This is a genomic window from Promicromonospora thailandica (assembly GCF_024171955.1).
GTDB lineage: Bacteria > Actinomycetota > Actinomycetes > Actinomycetales > Cellulomonadaceae > Promicromonospora > Promicromonospora thailandica.
Genome location: NZ_JAMTCS010000005.1, coordinates 147,724 through 161,556, shown reverse-complemented (window position 1 = coordinate 161,556; position 13,833 = coordinate 147,724). Strand labels below are relative to the sequence as shown.

The following is a 13,833-nucleotide window of genomic DNA, read 5'->3' as shown; positions in this document are numbered from 1 at the left end:
GCGGCGGCAGGGGCGGCACCCGATGCGGACCCTCGCGGACGGTGTCAGACCGCCGGATCGGCCGGTCGAGACCGCGACGGCTCGTACGAGCCGCCTGGCCCCCAGGCCGGATCGTGGTAGGACTCCCGCGCGTGCGGGTGCCCGTCTCGCCGCCCGTGCCCGGGACGTCCGACGACTGGACACGAGTGAACCCCCGTTCTGAGCAGCTGAGTTCTGGCTCCATCCCCAGCATCGACTCACCGTCCGAGGCAGCAGCCACCCGGACCACCCCCCAGAAGAACCGCCGTCGCTGGCCGCTCGTGGCCGGCCTCTCCGCCGTCGCGATCGTCGCCTCCGGCTCGGTCGCCTTCGCCGAGGCACGCAAGACCGTCACCCTCGACGTCGACGGCACCACCCAGACCCTCACCACCTACTCCGGCTCCGTCCAGGGCATGCTGGAGTCGCAGGGCATCCGCCTGGGCGAGCGGGACCTCGTCGCCCCGGGCGTCGACGCCACCCTCTCCGACGGCGACGAGATCGTGGTCCGCTACGGCCGCCAGGTCACCATGACCGACGGCAAGGACCAGCGAGACGTCTGGGTCACCGTCACCGACGCGAGCGAGGCCCTGAGCACCCTGGCCGAGCGTGGCGGCGACGTCGCCCTCGTGGCCTCCCGCTCCGGCGACCGCGCGTCGCTGCCCCTGCGCCTGAACGACGACGGCCCGGTCGCGGTCGTGGCCGACGGCAGGACCCGCGTGGTCGAGGACCACTCCGAGAGCGTCGACAGCGTGCTGGACGGGCTCGAGATCGAGCTCGACAAGGACGACCTGGTCAGCATCGCCCCCGTGGCGTCGCTCGCGGAGGACAAGGTCATCCGCGGCAAGGACGCGACCGCGGCCGACAAGGCCGGCGCGGACGTCGCCGTCCAGGTGCAGCGTGTCGAGACCAAGCGCGTGACCCAGCGCATCGACCTGGACTTCTCGACGAAGACCGTCAAGGACGGCGACCGCTACGAGGACCTGGCCGACGTGGTGCGGACCGAGGGCGAGAAGGGTGTGCGCACCCGGGTCGTCCAGGTGCGCACGATCGACGGCGAGGTCGTCCACCGCAAGGAGATCTCCGACAAGGTGACGAAGAAGCCGGTCGACCGGGTCGTCGTCGACGGCACCAAGGAGCGTCCGGTCGTGGTGGAGGAGACCTCCGCCGAGCCGACGACGACCGCTGCCACCACCAGCGCCCCGGCGCCGGCGGGCTCCGTCAAGGAGATCGGCCAGCAGATGGCCGCCGCCCGTGGGTGGACCGGCTCGGAGTGGACCTGCCTCGAGCTCCTCTGGGAGCGGGAGTCCGGCTGGAACTACCAGGCGGCCAACCCGTCGTCCGGTGCCTACGGCATCCCGCAGGCGCTGCCGGGCTCCAAGATGGGCTCGGCGGGCTCCGACTGGGCCACCAACCCGGCCACGCAGATCGAGTGGGGCCTGGGCTACATCGCGGACCGTTACGGCACGCCGTGCGGTGCGTGGGGTCACTCGGAGTCGGTGGGCTGGTACTGACCCCTGTCAGTTAGGCTCCCCTGCATGAACGAAACCTCAGGCGCCCTGCTCGGTCCCGCGGAGATCCGCGACCTGGCAGGGCGCTTGGGCGTGCGGCCCACCAAGACGCTGGGCCAGAACTTCCTGCACGACGGCGGGACGGTCCGCAAGATCGTGCGCACCGCCGGCCTCAGGCCGGGGGAGCGGGTCGTCGAGGTCGGCCCGGGGCTGGGGTCCCTGACCCTCGGCCTCGTGGAGGCCGGCGCGTCGGTCGTGGCCATCGAGATCGACCCGGTGCTCGCCGGCCAGATCGCCGCGACCGTGCGGGCGCGGTTCCCCGAGTCCGACTTCGAGGCCGTGCTCTCCGACGCGATGGACGTCACGGCCCTGCCCGGCGACCCGCCGACGGCGCTCGTGGCGAACCTCCCCTACAACGTGGCCGTCCCCGTGCTGCTGACCATGCTGCAGCGGTTCGGCTCCCTGGAGCGTGTGCTCGTCATGGTCCAGGCCGAGGTGGCCGACCGGATCGCGGCCGCCCCGGGCAGCAAGATCTACGGCGTCCCCTCGGTGAAGGCCGCCTGGTACGCGTCGGCGCGCCGGGCCGGCACCATCGGGCGCAGCGTCTTCTGGCCCGCGCCCAACGTCGACTCCGCGCTGGTGCAGCTCGAGCGGCGGGAGCCACCCGAGACCACGGCGCCGCGCGAGGCGGTGTTCACCGTCGTCGACGCTGCCTTCGCGCAGCGGCGCAAGACCCTGCGCGCCGCCCTGTCCGCGCTGTTCGGCTCGGGCGCCGCGGCCGAGACCGCCCTGCGCGCCGCGGGTGTGGACCCGGGAGCGCGCGGCGAGACCCTGACCGTGGAGCAGTTCGCCCGCATCGCCGAGCACCTGCCCGGCGCGGCGGGGGAGGCGGGCGAGTGAGCGCGCGGCTGAGCGCGGCCCCTGAGCCGTCCGTCCGGGTGCGCGCGCCCGGAAAGGTCAACCTGGCGCTGCGCGTCGGGCCCGTCGGTGCCGACGGCTACCACCCGCTGGCGACCATCTTCCAGGCCGTGTCCCTCTTCGAGGAGGTCACGGCCACCCAGGTTCCGGCCGGCGCCGGCATCTCGCTGACGGTCTCGGGCCCGCAGGCCGAGGCCGTGCCGACCGACGAGACCAACCTCGCGTGGCGGGCCGCCGCGCTGCTGGCCGACCGCACGGGCCTGGCGGCCGACGTCGCGCTGCACGTCACCAAGGGTGTCCCGGTGGCGGGCGGCATGGCCGGGGGCTCCGCGGACGCGGCGGCCGCGCTCGTGGCCTGCGACGCGCTGTGGGAGGCCGGTGTGCCACGTGCCGAGCTGGTCGAGATGGCCGCCGAGCTCGGTGCGGACGTGCCGTTCTCGCTGCTCGGGCACACCGCCGTCGGAACCGGCCGGGGCGACCTGCTGACCCCGGCGATGACGCGCGGGGAGTTCCACTGGTGCTTCGGCACGCAGCGCACGGGGCTGTCGACGCCCAGCGTGTTCCGCCGGTTCGACGAGCTGGCCGGCCCGTCGACGCCCGCGGTCGCGCCCGCCGACGACACCGAGCTCATGCACGCGCTGCGCGCCGGGGACCCGGTCGCGCTCGGCAAGGCCCTGCACAACGACCTCGAGCGGCCCGCACTCGACCTGCGCCCGGAGCTCGCCGAGGTGCTGGAGGTGGCCACGGAGGCGGGCGCCCTGGGCGTCGTCGTCTCCGGGTCCGGCCCCACCGTCGCCGCCCTCGGCCGGTCCCGGCAGCACGCCCTGGCGCTGGGCGCGGCGTGGACGGCGGCCGACGTCGTCGACCAGATCTGGTGCGCGACCGGGCCGGCCCCGGGCACGCAGGTGGTCACGTCGGTGGCGCGGAGCTAGGGCCTCAGTACGCGACCTGCGGCACGAAGACGTTCGCGAGGTGCGTGTGCGCCGTGATCCAGCGGGCGCGGCGGCCCGGCACGTCGTCGTCCTCGGTGAGCACACACTCGACCACCCGCTTGACCGTGCCGGTCATCGCGGCCAGGGCGAGCGCCGCGTTGAAGCCCCACTCCTCCAGCAGCACCTGCGCGCCCGCGCCCTGCGTGAGCTGGAGGGGCGTGCTCGCGCGCCGGGCGAACGCCACCAGGGAGTCCTTGTGCGCCGCGGGGACGTCGCCCTCCACCATGGCGCACGCGAGGTCCGGCAGGAGCCCCGCCGCGGCCACGGCGGCCGCGGCCACCGGGCCGGTGCCGAGCACCGCGACGCGGGAGGGATCCACGCTCGTCACGGTGCGCAGGGCCTGCACCGCGCGCACGGCATCCGTGAAGACACCACGGTTGTAGGGATCGTCGAGGTCGTCGCCCGGCAGCTCGACCACGAGGTGCACGAACCCGCCCGGGGCGAGCCACTCCAGGTCGCGCCCGGCGTCCCGGCCCGCGGGCCGCAGCTCGACGACACCCGGCAGCGGGCCGGCGGCGTCGGCCGGCGTGAGCAGGCGCCCGGTCACCGGTCGCCCGCCGAACCCGGCGAAGGTCACCGCCTCGGCCACGAGGCCCCGGGACCGGGCCGACGCGGCGGTCAGCTCAGGGGCCACCTCGATGTCACGGTGCTCCGCGAGCGTCCGTGACCAGAACAGGTCGAAGTTCGCGGGCTCGTCGGTGGCGGGCGGGCCAGCCGGCGTCACCGCGACGAGCGGCAGGTCGAAGTCGGGCACGGGAACACCTCCGGGGATGGGTCGTGCGGTGGGGAGCCTACCGCCCGGCTGTGACACGCCCGCCCGCCGGGGCGGTCAGAGCGTCGCGCCCAGCCACTCCAGCTTCCGGGGGAAGCGGTAGTCGCCGCCGCCCTCGTGCATGTTGTACGGGTAGACGTCGATCTCGCGGGCCACGTCCGCCTGCCCGGCGGCCCACCCGTTGTACGCCGCGTACACGGTCGAGGGCGGGCAGGTCGCGTCCATGAGGGCCGTCGAGAACAGGCCGGGCGTGCGGGCGCGGCGCGCGAACGAGACGCCGTCCAGGTACGAGAACGTGCGCCACACCTGCGCCTCGACCTCGGGACCGCGGTGCACCGACAAATACTTCGTGATCTCGCCGTACGGCATGGCGTCCGTGATCGACACCGCGCGGCGGTAGTGGCACAGGAACGGCACGTCCGGCATCGCCGCCACGACGTCGGGCACCAGGCCCGCCACCGCGATCGTGATGCCGCCGCCCTGGCTCCCGCCCGTCACCGCGACCCGCTCCGGGTCCAGCCCCGCGATCGCGCGGACGGCGTCCACCGCGCGCACGCCGTCGGTGAACACCCGGCGGTAGTAGTGCTCGTGCGGGTCGAGGACGCCGCGCGTCATGAAGCCGGGAGACGCGGGACCCGAGCCCACCGGGTCCGGCGTCCCGCCGCCCGCACCCCAGCCCGAACCCTGGCCGCGCGTGTCCATCACGAGGTGCGCGTAGCCCGCGGCCGCCCACTGCAGGTGGTCGTACGGCAGGCCGCGCCCACCGCCGTAGCCCAGGTACTCCACCACCACGGGCAGGTCGCCGTCCGCGTGTGCCGGGCGGGTCAGCCACGCCTTGACCGGGTGGCCGCCGAAGCCGGGGAAGGTCACGTCGTCGACCAGCACCTGGGTCAGGCCCGTGTCGACCCGCTCCACCGCGGGCGCGGCGTCGAACGTCCTGGCCTCCGCCAGCGTCCCGGCCCAGAAGTCGTCGAAGTCGTCCGGCTCCTCGATCTCGGGGGCGTACCGCTCCAGGTCGGGCAGCGGCATGTCGAACTGGGCCACGTCTGTGCTCCTCGCATCGTCGTTCCGCGGGCCGGCGGGCGGCGTGCGCCGGGTGCGACCGCCGTCGGCCGGGGTGAGCCTAGCGCGCGACTACCCTTGACTGGTGGCACATCTCCTCGGCGCGGACGGCATAGCGCTGACCATCGGCACCCGCACCCTCCTGGCCGGCGTCTCGCTCGGCCTCGACGACGGCGACCGGGTCGGCGTCGTCGGCCCCAACGGGGCAGGCAAGTCGACCCTCCTGCGCATCCTGGCGGCCACCGTGCCGCCCGACGGCGGACGCGTCACCCGGGTGGGCGGCTCCACCCTCGGGATGCTCGACCAGCGTGACGACCTCGCCGCCGACGCGACCGTCCTCGACGTCGTGCACGGCGACGCCGCGACGCACACGTGGGCGTCCGACTCCCGCGTCCGCGAGGTGCAGGAGGGCCTGCTGGCCGACCTCGCCTGGGACGCGCCGGTCGCCAAGCTCTCCGGCGGGCAGCGCCGCCGCGTGGCGCTCGCGGCCCTCCTGGTGCGCGACCCGGACGTGCTGCTGCTCGACGAGCCCACCAACCACCTCGACGTCGAGGGCGTGGCGTGGCTGGCCGCGCACCTGCGCGAGCGGTACGGGCGGCCGGGCGCGAACGGCGCGCTCGTCGTCGTGACGCATGACCGGTGGTTCCTCGACGAGGTCTGCTCGCGCATGTGGGAGGTGCGCGGCGACGGGACCGGCGCGGTGGACGGCTACGAGGGCGGCTACGCGGCCTACGTGCTGGCCCGGGCCGAGCGCGCGCGGCAGGCCGCCACGGCGGCGGAGAAGCGTGACAACCTGCTGCGCAAGGAGCTGGCCTGGTTGCGCCGCGGGGCCCCGGCCCGCACCTCCAAGCCCAAGTTCCGGCTGGACGCGGCGTCCGCGCTCATCGCCGACGAGCCGCCGCCGCGCGACACCATGGAGCTGGCGCGCACCGCGACCCGCCGGCTCGGCAAGGAAGTGCTGGACCTGGAGTCGGTGAGCGTGGCGGTGCCCGGCCCGGACGCGCCCGGCGCCAAGGTCCTGTTCGACGACGTCACGTGGCGGCTGGGCCCGGGCGACCGGTACGGCGTCGTCGGCGTGAACGGCGCGGGCAAGACCACGCTGCTCGCGCTGCTCGCGGGGCGGCGGGAGCCGGACTCCGGCCGCGTCAAGCGGGGCAAGACCATCCATGTGCGGGAGCTGTCGCAGGACGTCACGGAGCTGGACGAGCTCGGGCGGCTCACGGCCGTGGAGGTGATCGAGCAGGAGAAGGGCCGGATCGTCGTCGACGGCAAGGAGCTCACGGCGGCGCAGCTCACCGAGAAGCTCGGCTTCACGCGCGAGCGCGCCTACACGCCCGTGCGCGACCTGTCCGGCGGCGAGCGGCGCCGGCTCCAGCTCATGCGGCTGCTGGTCGCCGAGCCGAACGTGCTGCTGCTCGACGAGCCCACCAACGACCTCGACACCGACACGCTCGCCGCCGTCGAGGACCTGCTGGACGGCTGGCCGGGCACGCTGATCGTCGTCTCGCACGACCGGTACCTCCTGGAGCGGGTCGCGGACCGGCAGGTCGCGCTGCTCGGCGACGGCACGATCCGGGACCTCCCCGGGGGCGTCGAGGAGTACCTGCGGCTGCGGGCGGAGGCTCGGTCTGCCACGCACGCGGGCGCGCCGGCGGGCGCGGCCGCCTCGGACGGCGCCACGGGCGGTGGCCCCGGGACGGCCGGGCCCGACGTCTCGCAGCGCGACATCCGCGCCGCGAAGAAGGAGGTCTCCCGTATCGAGCGCCGTCTTGCGAAGATTGCCGAGAAGGAGGCCGAGCTGCACGAGTCGATCGCGCAGCAGGCCACGGACTACCAGGCCGTCGCGCGGCTCGACGCGGAGCTTCGCGACCTCGCGGACGAGCGCGACGAGCTCGAGGCGGCCTGGCTCGAAGCGGCGGAGGTGGCGGGATGACCGAGAACGACGTGACACCGCTCGACGGGATCGACCGCGCGCTCGTGGACGCGCTGCGCAACGACGGGCGCACCACCCTGGCGGTGCTGTCCGAGATCTCGGGCCTGTCGCTGTCCGCCGTGCAGGTGCGGGTGCGCAAGCTGGAGGCCCGCGGCGTGATCACCGGCTACCGGGCCGTGGTGAACCCGGAGGCGGTCGGGCTGCCGCTGTCGGCGTTCGTCGAGATCACCCCCCTGGACCAGGCGCAGGAGGACGACGCCCCGGACCGCCTGCGGGGCATGCCCGGCATCGAGTCCTGCTACTCGGTGGCCGGCAACGCGAACTACCTGCTGACCGTGCGCGTCGCGTCGCCGCGCGCGCTGGAGGAGCTGCTCGGGCGGATCCGGCGCACGGCCAAGGTGTCGACCCGCACGACGGTGGTGCTGCAGACCTACTTCGAGGGCCAGACGTCCGAGCCGGACGCCGGACGGTAGCCCGGCTCAGCGCAGGCCGAGCGCCGGCTCGCCCAGGGTCAGCGTGCCGGCGTCGGCGTCGAGCCGGGCCTCGACGCCGAGCGGCACCGTGAGCGGGTCGGGACCGTGGCCGAACCCGAGCTCGCCCAGCACCGGGATGCCGAGCGGTCCGAGCAGGTCGAGCACCACGGGCTCGACCGCGCCGCAGTCCTGCCACGAGCCGAGCACGACGCCGACGGCGCCGTCGAACCAGCCCGTGCGCAGCAGGTGGGTGAGGAACGAGTCGATGCGGTAGGCCTGCTCGTCGACGTCCTCCAGCAGCACGATGCCGCCCGCGGCCGACGGCGCCGGGCTCCCCACGCCGACGGACGTCGCCAGCAGCGAGACGCACCCGCCCGTCGTGACCCCGCGGGCCGTGCCACCCACCAGGGTGTGGGCACCCGGCCCGGTGATGGCCTGCGTCACCTCCGGCTCGAACAGGGTGCGGCGCAGGTGCTCGCGGGCGACGAGGGAGTCGAGGAACGACGTGGTGCCCGGCATGGGCCCGTGCAGCGACACCACGCCCAGGTGCTGGGCCACGGCCTGGTGCAGCACCGTGCAGTCGCTGTACCCGACGAGCACCTTGGGGTCCGTGGCGGCGAGCGCGTCCCAGTCCGTCAGGTCGATCATCCGGCTGGCGCCGTACCCGCCGCGCGCCACGAAGACCGCGCGGACGTCGGGGTCGAGCCACGCCTCCTGGAAGTCGGCCGCGCGGGCGGCGTCCGAGCCCGCGAGGTAGCTGTGCACCGGGTGCGTGTCCCGCACGTGCGGCATCACCTGCACCTCGAGGTCCCAGTCCCGCAGCCGGCGCACGCCGGCGTCCAGCCGTTCGGCGGGCACCGGGCCCGACGGCGCCACGACGGCCACCGTGTCGCCCGGCCGCAGGCGAGGCGGGCCGATCAGGGGCCGCAGCATGCGCCCGACACTACCCCGGTGCGGTGCCTCGTCACCTGCTGAATTCACCCTCGTGAAACTTCCGCGGCCCGCGCCCGCCGCCGTAGATGTCCGGTGCGTCGCTTCCGTCTACTAAGGGCGGATTGTTACGCTCGCGATCGCGGCCCGACCACGGGCACGCGGACGAAGGAGCGTCGAGGACATGCCCAGCACCCGGACCTGGCTGCAGGCGGGCGGCGGCACGGTCGTCGCCGCGCTGCTGGTCGCCGCCGTGGTGCAGGCGATGCACTCCAGCGCGATGTGGGTCTCCAACGACCCGGTCGGGGAGTGCGGTGCGACCAGCGGCGGGGCGGTCGTCGCGGCCCAGAACGTGCTGTGGGCGGGCACGGGGCTCCAGCCCGTCGACGGGTCGTGGGACGCGCAGTCGGAGGTGGCCACCGAGGCCTTCCAGGCCTACAACGGCCTGCCGGTCACGGGCTGCGTCGACGAGAGCACCTGGGTCACCATGCGTGCGCTCGTGGTCTCCGTGTGCGACCCGGAGTTCGAGTGCCAGGGTCCGGACCACCGTGTCCGGTACTGGGCGCCCGACGGCGGCGCACGGGAGGCGTACTTCGCCGAGAACGACTGCGACTGGGGCTCGGTCGTGCCGCCGGGCGTGGCGCTCAGCCCGGTCGCGTCGGACACGGTGATCGCCCTGTCGCGGGACGCCGTGACCGAGATCGAGTGCGGGGGCTGACGTGGTCACCACGATCGACGAGCCACGCATCCGCCCCGAGTGGCTGCTCGGCGGGGCGGTGACGCTGCTCGGCGCGATCATCATCGTGGTGGTCACGCTCGTGCTCGGGTCCGGGGAGGAGGAGCCCGTCGTGGCGCCCGCCGACGCCACCGACCTCACGGTCGGCACGTGCGCGGAGGGCCTGCGGCAGCCGCACTGGGTGCCCGACGACGTCCGGCGCGCCGTGGCCGAGTGCCCCGCCGACATCTCGGCCGGCATCGGCCGCACCACGGCGGAGGACCACCTGGGCACGTGGATCACCTACCCGCTGGACGGCGAGGTGAACGCCGAGACCTTCCGCGGCGGCCCCGGTCCCGGCTGGCCCGCCGACGACGTCCGCGCGGGCGCGTACCACCCGGCGTCCGCCATCCTCTACGTGGCCTACCCGGACTCCACGGAGCTGTCGGACGAGCTGTCCGGCGACACCGTGACCGTCGAGTGGCAGAAGCTGGCCGAGTCGGGCGGCGACGCGCGGGTCACCCGGGTGGACAACAACGGGTACGGCCCGGTGCGCGTGGAGTGGACGGACGACGTCGGCTCGTACCTGCTGCTCGCGACCGTCGGCCGCACGCCCACGGGGAGCGCGGGGCCGACGGTCGCCGAGCTGGTCCGCATCGCCGACAGCGTCGCCGCCGAGGACGAATAAGGTGTCAGACGTACAGGACGCTGGGGTGCCCTGTACGTCTGACAGGTTCAGAGGGTGGCCGTGAGGGCCTCGTCGAGGGCCCGGACGCCGGCCTCCAGGGCCTCCGCCGTGACGGTCAGGGCCGGGCGGAACCGGACCGACCGCTCGCCGCAGCCCAGCAGCAGCACGCCCCGCTCGGTGAGCGCGGCCAGGACGCGGTCGCGCACCTCGCGCGAGGGCAGGGTCAGCGCGCACATCAGGCCGCGGCCGCGCACGTCGGTCACGCCCTCGTGCCGCGCGGCCAGCTCGCCCAGGGCGTCCTTGAGCTGCTTGCCCAGTGCACGGGACCGGTCCAGCAGGCCCTCGGCCTCGTAGGTCTCCAGGATGCGGCGCGAGCGCACCATGTCGGTGAGGTTGCCGCCCCACGTGGAGTTGATGCGCGAGGAGACGGCGAACACGTTGTCCGGCACCTCGTCGACACGGCCGCCCGCCATGACGCCGCAGACCTGGGTCTTCTTGCCGAAGGCGACGACGTCGGGCGTGACGTCGAGCTGCTGGTAGGCCCACGCCGTGCCGGTGATCCCCGCACCCGTCTGCACCTCGTCGAGGATGAACAGCGCGTCGAACTCGCGGCACAGCGTCTGCATGCCCTGCAGGAACGAGGGGCGGAAGTGGTGGTCGCCGCCCTCGCCCTGGATCGGCTCCATGATGAACGCCGCGATGTCGTGCGGCGCGGCCTCGAACGCCGCGCGGGCGGCGGCCAGCGCCTCCGCCTCGGCCGCGTCCATGTCCTTGCCCTCGGCCAGGTACGGGGACGGGATGCGGGGCCAGTCGAACTTCGGGAACCGGGCGACCTTGCCCGGCTCGGTGTTCGTGAGCGACATCGTGTATCCGGAGCGGCCGTGGAACGCGTGCTCCAGGTGCATGATCCGGGTGCCCAGCTCCGGCGAGCGGCCGTTCGCCTCGTTGTGCCGCGACTTCCAGTCGAAGGCCACCTTGAGCGCGTTCTCGACGGCGAGCGCGCCGCCGTCGATGAAGAACAGGTGCGGCAGTGCGGGGTCGCCGAGCACGCGCGCGAAGGTGTCGGCGAAGCGTGCCATCTCGACCGTGTAGATGTCGGAGTTGGACGGCTTGTTGATCGCGGCCGTGGCGAGCTCCTCGCGGAACGCCGCGTCGTCGGCCAGCGCCGGGTGGTTCATGCCGAGCGGGGACGAGGCGAAGAAGGTGAACAGGTCGAGCCACTCGCGGCCGTCCCGCGCGTCGACGAGCGTGGAGCCGTGCGACCGGGTGAGGTCGAGGACGAGGTCGAAACCGTCGACCAGGAGGTGCTCACGAAGGGTGGGGAGCACTGCGGTGGGCTCAAGAGATGTCGTCATAGCGGCAAGGTAGGCAATGATCCTGCCAAGTTTCAACGCGTATGGAAAAGTTCCTGTTACCCGCGGGTGGGCCTCGGCCGGCGCGTCGCGACCAGCTCCGCCACCCCGAGGGTCAGCGTGGACGCGAGCATCACCAGGAGCGCCGCCGTCCAACCGCCCGACAGGCCGTGGACCGCGCCGATCACGGACGGCGCGGTGGCGGCCACGGCGTAGCCGAAGGCCTGCACCGCGGCCACGGTGCGCCGGGTCTGGGCCACGGTGCGGCAGCGCTGCGCCACGACGGTGAAGATCACGACGAAGTTCCCGCCCTGCGCGATCCCGGACAGGCTCACCCACAGCAGCCACCACTCCGGCGCCAGCAGCAGGCCGGCCGGCAGCGCCACCCACAGCAGCCCCGTCGTGGCCGCGACGGCGCGCATCGGCACGCGGGCGGCCAGCACGAGCGGGACCAGCACGCTCCCCGCGATGGCGAGCCCCTGGAACGGCGCGGCCGCGTTGCCCGCCGTGGTCGCGGGCACGTCCAGCAGGTCGCGCAGCAGCTCGGGCAGCCAGCCCGTGACCGCGTAGTAGGAGAACGACTGCCCCGCGAAGGCGACGGACAGCACCCAGGTGACCGGCCGGCGCAGCACACCGGCCCAGGTGTCGCCGGGCCGTGGCGCCGGGCGGTCCGCCGGGGTGCCGGCGGGACGCGGGCGGCTCGGCAGGCGCCGTGTGGTGACCAGCCAGACCACCAGCGCCACCGCCGCGACGACCGACCACGAGGCGATCGCGCCCTGCCAGCCCAGCAGGGCCGCGAGCGGCGCCGTGAACGAGGTCGCGAACACCGACCCGACGTTCATCACGGACGAGTAGAGTCCCGTGGCCGACGCCGTCCGGGCGGGGAAGTCGCGCGCGATGATCACCGGGACGACCACGTTGCCCACCGTGATCGCCGCGCCGAGCACCACCGTGCCGGCGAAGGCCGCGACCACGCCCGCCGTCCCCGAACCGACCGACCGCACCAGCGTGCCCGCGATCACACCCACGAGCGCCACGGTCACGGCCGCGTACGGGCCCACCCGGCCGATCAGGGCCGACGCCGCCGGCGCCACCACGCTGAAGCAGAGCGCCGGGATGCCGACGAGCAGCCCGGCCAGGGACTGGTCGAGGCCGAGCCCCGCCGCGACGTCGGCCATCACCGGTGGGAGGGACGTGATCGGGGTGCGCAGGTTCAGGGCGAAGACGAGGACCGCCGCGAGCAGCGCGGAGCCCCCGGCCGCCGCGCGGACAGTGCTCATGGTCCTGCCATTGTGCGCGACGGCGCCGCCCGGCCGCCGTCGGCGTCCACCGCCTGCCCAGGAGGGATCACGCCGTTCCCGTTAGATTGGGCGACCGGTCAGCACGTCCGGAACAACTGAGGTCTCGAATGAACCAGCGACAGGTCCGCCGGGGGGCGGGGGTGCTCGCCGCAGTGCTGGTGCTCCCCGGGCTGCTTGCGGGATGCGGGCTCGACATCGGCAAGCTCGACTACTCCGAGCCCCAGTTCGTGGGCTCCTACGCGGCCGACGGTGCGGGCACCGTCGTCGCCCTCGGCGCCGACCGCACGTTCACCGCCGTGGGCGTGCCGCACGACGTGCTCGACGACGCACTCGACGACGCGCCCGGCGACGCCCGCACCGTGCCCTCCGAGATCGAGGGCACGTGGAAGTACGTGCCCACGAGCGCCGACCACGTCGAGCTCACGGTCACCGACGCCGACGGCCTGCCCGCCAGGATGGGCGAGCTGCCGCTGTACGTCGCGGGCGCGGACGACCTGTTCTTCCTGCCCGACCAGCTCGGGCGCGAGAAGGTCGTGGTCAGCCGGAGCCGCTGAGCGCGCCGTCCCTGTTCCCGTTCCCGAGCACGGCCGGGCGCCGGGTCACTCGTCGAACTGGGCAGTGACCGCCCGCAGCAGCGCGGCCAGCTGCGGACGCTCCGCCGGCGACAGGGCCGTGAGCACCTTCGCCTCGACGTCGAGCAGGTCGCTCATCGCCGCGTCGACGCGGGCCAGCCCCTGGTCCGTGAGCTCGACGAGCACACCGCGGCGGTCGTCCGGCGAGCGGTGCCGCTGGACGAAGCCGCGCGACTCCAGCCGGTCGATCCGGTTGGTCATGGTGCCGCTCGTGACCAGCGTCTGCGTGACCAGGGTGCCCGGCGAGAGCCGGTAGGGCTCGCCCGCGCGGCGCAGCGCCGACAGCACGTCGAACTCCCAGGTCTCCAGGCTGTGCCGCGCGAACGCCGTACGGCGGGCGAGGTCGAGGTGCCGGGCCAGGCGGGACACGCGGCTGAACACCGTCAGCGGCTCGAGCTCCAGGTCGGGGCGCACGTGCTGCCACGCGGCGACGATGCGGTCGACCTCGTCGGCAGGACCGGAGTGCTCCATGGCGAGAGGCTACCGGATGTCTCGACATCAAGAATCTCGACCGACCGGCCGGTGGTGGTCCTCGAAGG

Annotated in this window: 14 protein-coding genes; 8 read left to right on the top strand and 6 right to left on the bottom strand. The window is 74.2% G+C overall.

Annotated features, from left to right (window positions below):
* The first annotated feature begins 299 nt into the window (after positions 1–299).
* The 3 genes from APR03_RS09515 to APR03_RS09505 are packed head-to-tail and all read left to right on the top strand — an operon-like array spanning position 300 to position 3,376.
* Positions 300–1,529 (top strand): resuscitation-promoting factor, encoded by a 1,230-nt coding sequence (locus APR03_RS09515; protein WP_308216473.1) that lies wholly within the window; start codon positions 300–302, stop codon positions 1,527–1,529.
* A gap of 24 nt (positions 1,530–1,553) precedes the next feature.
* The gene (rsmA, locus tag APR03_RS09510) at positions 1,554–2,426 is read left to right on the top strand and encodes a 16S rRNA (adenine(1518)-N(6)/adenine(1519)-N(6))-dimethyltransferase RsmA (RefSeq protein WP_253835060.1); all 873 of its coding nucleotides are present in this window, start codon (positions 1,554–1,556) and stop codon (positions 2,424–2,426) included.
* On the top strand, positions 2,423–3,376 hold the full coding sequence (locus APR03_RS09505; RefSeq protein WP_253835059.1) for a 4-(cytidine 5'-diphospho)-2-C-methyl-D-erythritol kinase: 954 nt from the start codon (positions 2,423–2,425) through the stop codon (positions 3,374–3,376). The genes rsmA and APR03_RS09505 overlap by 4 nt, the downstream gene beginning before the upstream one ends.
* A gap of 4 nt (positions 3,377–3,380) precedes the next feature.
* Here the strand turns inward: APR03_RS09505 and APR03_RS09500 are convergent, their stop codons facing one another.
* Together APR03_RS09500 and APR03_RS09495 are read right to left on the bottom strand one after the other, a co-directional pair.
* On the bottom strand, positions 3,381–4,190 hold the full coding sequence (locus tag APR03_RS09500) for an acetylxylan esterase (protein WP_253835058.1): 810 nt from the start codon (positions 4,188–4,190) through the stop codon (positions 3,381–3,383).
* A gap of 75 nt (positions 4,191–4,265) precedes the next feature.
* Positions 4,266–5,252, bottom strand: coding sequence for an acetylxylan esterase (locus tag APR03_RS09495; RefSeq protein WP_253835057.1), 987 nt, complete (start codon positions 5,250–5,252; stop codon positions 4,266–4,268).
* A gap of 103 nt (positions 5,253–5,355) precedes the next feature.
* Here APR03_RS09495 and APR03_RS09490 point away from each other — a divergent pair, with 103 nt between their 5' ends.
* Together APR03_RS09490 and APR03_RS09485 are read left to right on the top strand one after the other, a co-directional pair.
* Positions 5,356–7,203 (top strand): ABC-F family ATP-binding cassette domain-containing protein, encoded by a 1,848-nt coding sequence (locus APR03_RS09490; protein WP_253835056.1) that lies wholly within the window; start codon positions 5,356–5,358, stop codon positions 7,201–7,203.
* A complete protein-coding gene (locus tag APR03_RS09485) occupies positions 7,200–7,676 on the top strand; it encodes an Lrp/AsnC family transcriptional regulator (RefSeq protein WP_253835054.1) in 477 nt (158 codons plus the stop codon). The genes APR03_RS09490 and APR03_RS09485 overlap by 4 nt, the downstream gene beginning before the upstream one ends.
* A 6-nt stretch (positions 7,677–7,682) precedes the next feature.
* Here APR03_RS09485 and APR03_RS09480 read toward each other — a convergent pair whose 3' ends face one another.
* Positions 7,683–8,609, bottom strand: a complete 927-nt coding sequence (locus APR03_RS09480) for a S66 peptidase family protein (RefSeq protein ID WP_253835052.1) — start codon at positions 8,607–8,609, stop codon at positions 7,683–7,685.
* 181 nt (positions 8,610–8,790) lie between these two features.
* Between APR03_RS09480 and APR03_RS09475 the strand changes: the two genes are divergently transcribed.
* Together APR03_RS09475 and APR03_RS09470 are read left to right on the top strand one after the other, a co-directional pair.
* Positions 8,791–9,324, top strand: a complete 534-nt coding sequence (locus tag APR03_RS09475) for a peptidoglycan-binding domain-containing protein (RefSeq protein WP_253835050.1) — start codon at positions 8,791–8,793, stop codon at positions 9,322–9,324.
* A 1-nt stretch (position 9,325) separates the two neighbouring features.
* The gene (locus APR03_RS09470) at positions 9,326–10,009 is read left to right on the top strand and encodes a hypothetical protein (protein WP_253835049.1); all 684 of its coding nucleotides are present in this window, start codon (positions 9,326–9,328) and stop codon (positions 10,007–10,009) included.
* 47 nt (positions 10,010–10,056) lie between these two features.
* On the opposite strand, the gene lat is transcribed toward APR03_RS09470, so the two are convergent.
* Positions 10,057–11,364, bottom strand: coding sequence for an L-lysine 6-transaminase (gene lat, locus APR03_RS09465; protein ID WP_253835047.1), 1,308 nt, complete (start codon positions 11,362–11,364; stop codon positions 10,057–10,059).
* Positions 11,365–11,420: 56 nt separating this feature from the next.
* A complete protein-coding gene (locus tag APR03_RS09460; RefSeq protein ID WP_253835044.1) occupies positions 11,421–12,641 on the bottom strand; it encodes an MFS transporter in 1,221 nt (406 codons plus the stop codon).
* Positions 12,642–12,769: 128 nt separating this feature from the next.
* Between APR03_RS09460 and APR03_RS09455 the strand changes: the two genes are divergently transcribed.
* Positions 12,770–13,216, top strand: a complete 447-nt coding sequence (locus tag APR03_RS09455) for a hypothetical protein (protein ID WP_253835042.1) — start codon at positions 12,770–12,772, stop codon at positions 13,214–13,216.
* Positions 13,217–13,261: 45 nt separating this feature from the next.
* On the opposite strand, the gene APR03_RS09450 is transcribed toward APR03_RS09455, so the two are convergent.
* Entirely contained in the window at positions 13,262–13,765 is a 504-nt protein-coding gene (locus tag APR03_RS09450; protein ID WP_253835040.1) for a MarR family winged helix-turn-helix transcriptional regulator, read from the bottom strand.
* Positions 13,766–13,833: the final 68 nt, after the last annotated feature.

Bases quoted from the DNA above. Each gene is read 5' to 3' on its own strand.
- lat (WP_253835047.1), bottom strand. From the start codon at position 11,364: ATGACGACATCTCTTGAGCCCACCGCAGTGCTCCCCACCCTTCGTGAG.
- APR03_RS09455 (WP_253835042.1), top strand. From the start codon at position 12,770: ATGAACCAGCGACAGGTCCGCCGGGGGGCGGGGGTGCTCGCCGCAGTG.
- APR03_RS09460 (WP_253835044.1), bottom strand. From the start codon at position 12,641: ATGAGCACTGTCCGCGCGGCGGCCGGGGGCTCCGCGCTGCTCGCGGCG.
- APR03_RS09450 (WP_253835040.1), bottom strand. From the start codon at position 13,765: ATGGAGCACTCCGGTCCTGCCGACGAGGTCGACCGCATCGTCGCCGCG.
- APR03_RS09475 (WP_253835050.1), top strand. From the start codon at position 8,791: ATGCCCAGCACCCGGACCTGGCTGCAGGCGGGCGGCGGCACGGTCGTC.
- APR03_RS09480 (WP_253835052.1), bottom strand. From the start codon at position 8,609: ATGCTGCGGCCCCTGATCGGCCCGCCTCGCCTGCGGCCGGGCGACACG.
- APR03_RS09485 (WP_253835054.1), top strand. From the start codon at position 7,200: ATGACCGAGAACGACGTGACACCGCTCGACGGGATCGACCGCGCGCTC.
- rsmA (WP_253835060.1), top strand. From the start codon at position 1,554: ATGAACGAAACCTCAGGCGCCCTGCTCGGTCCCGCGGAGATCCGCGAC.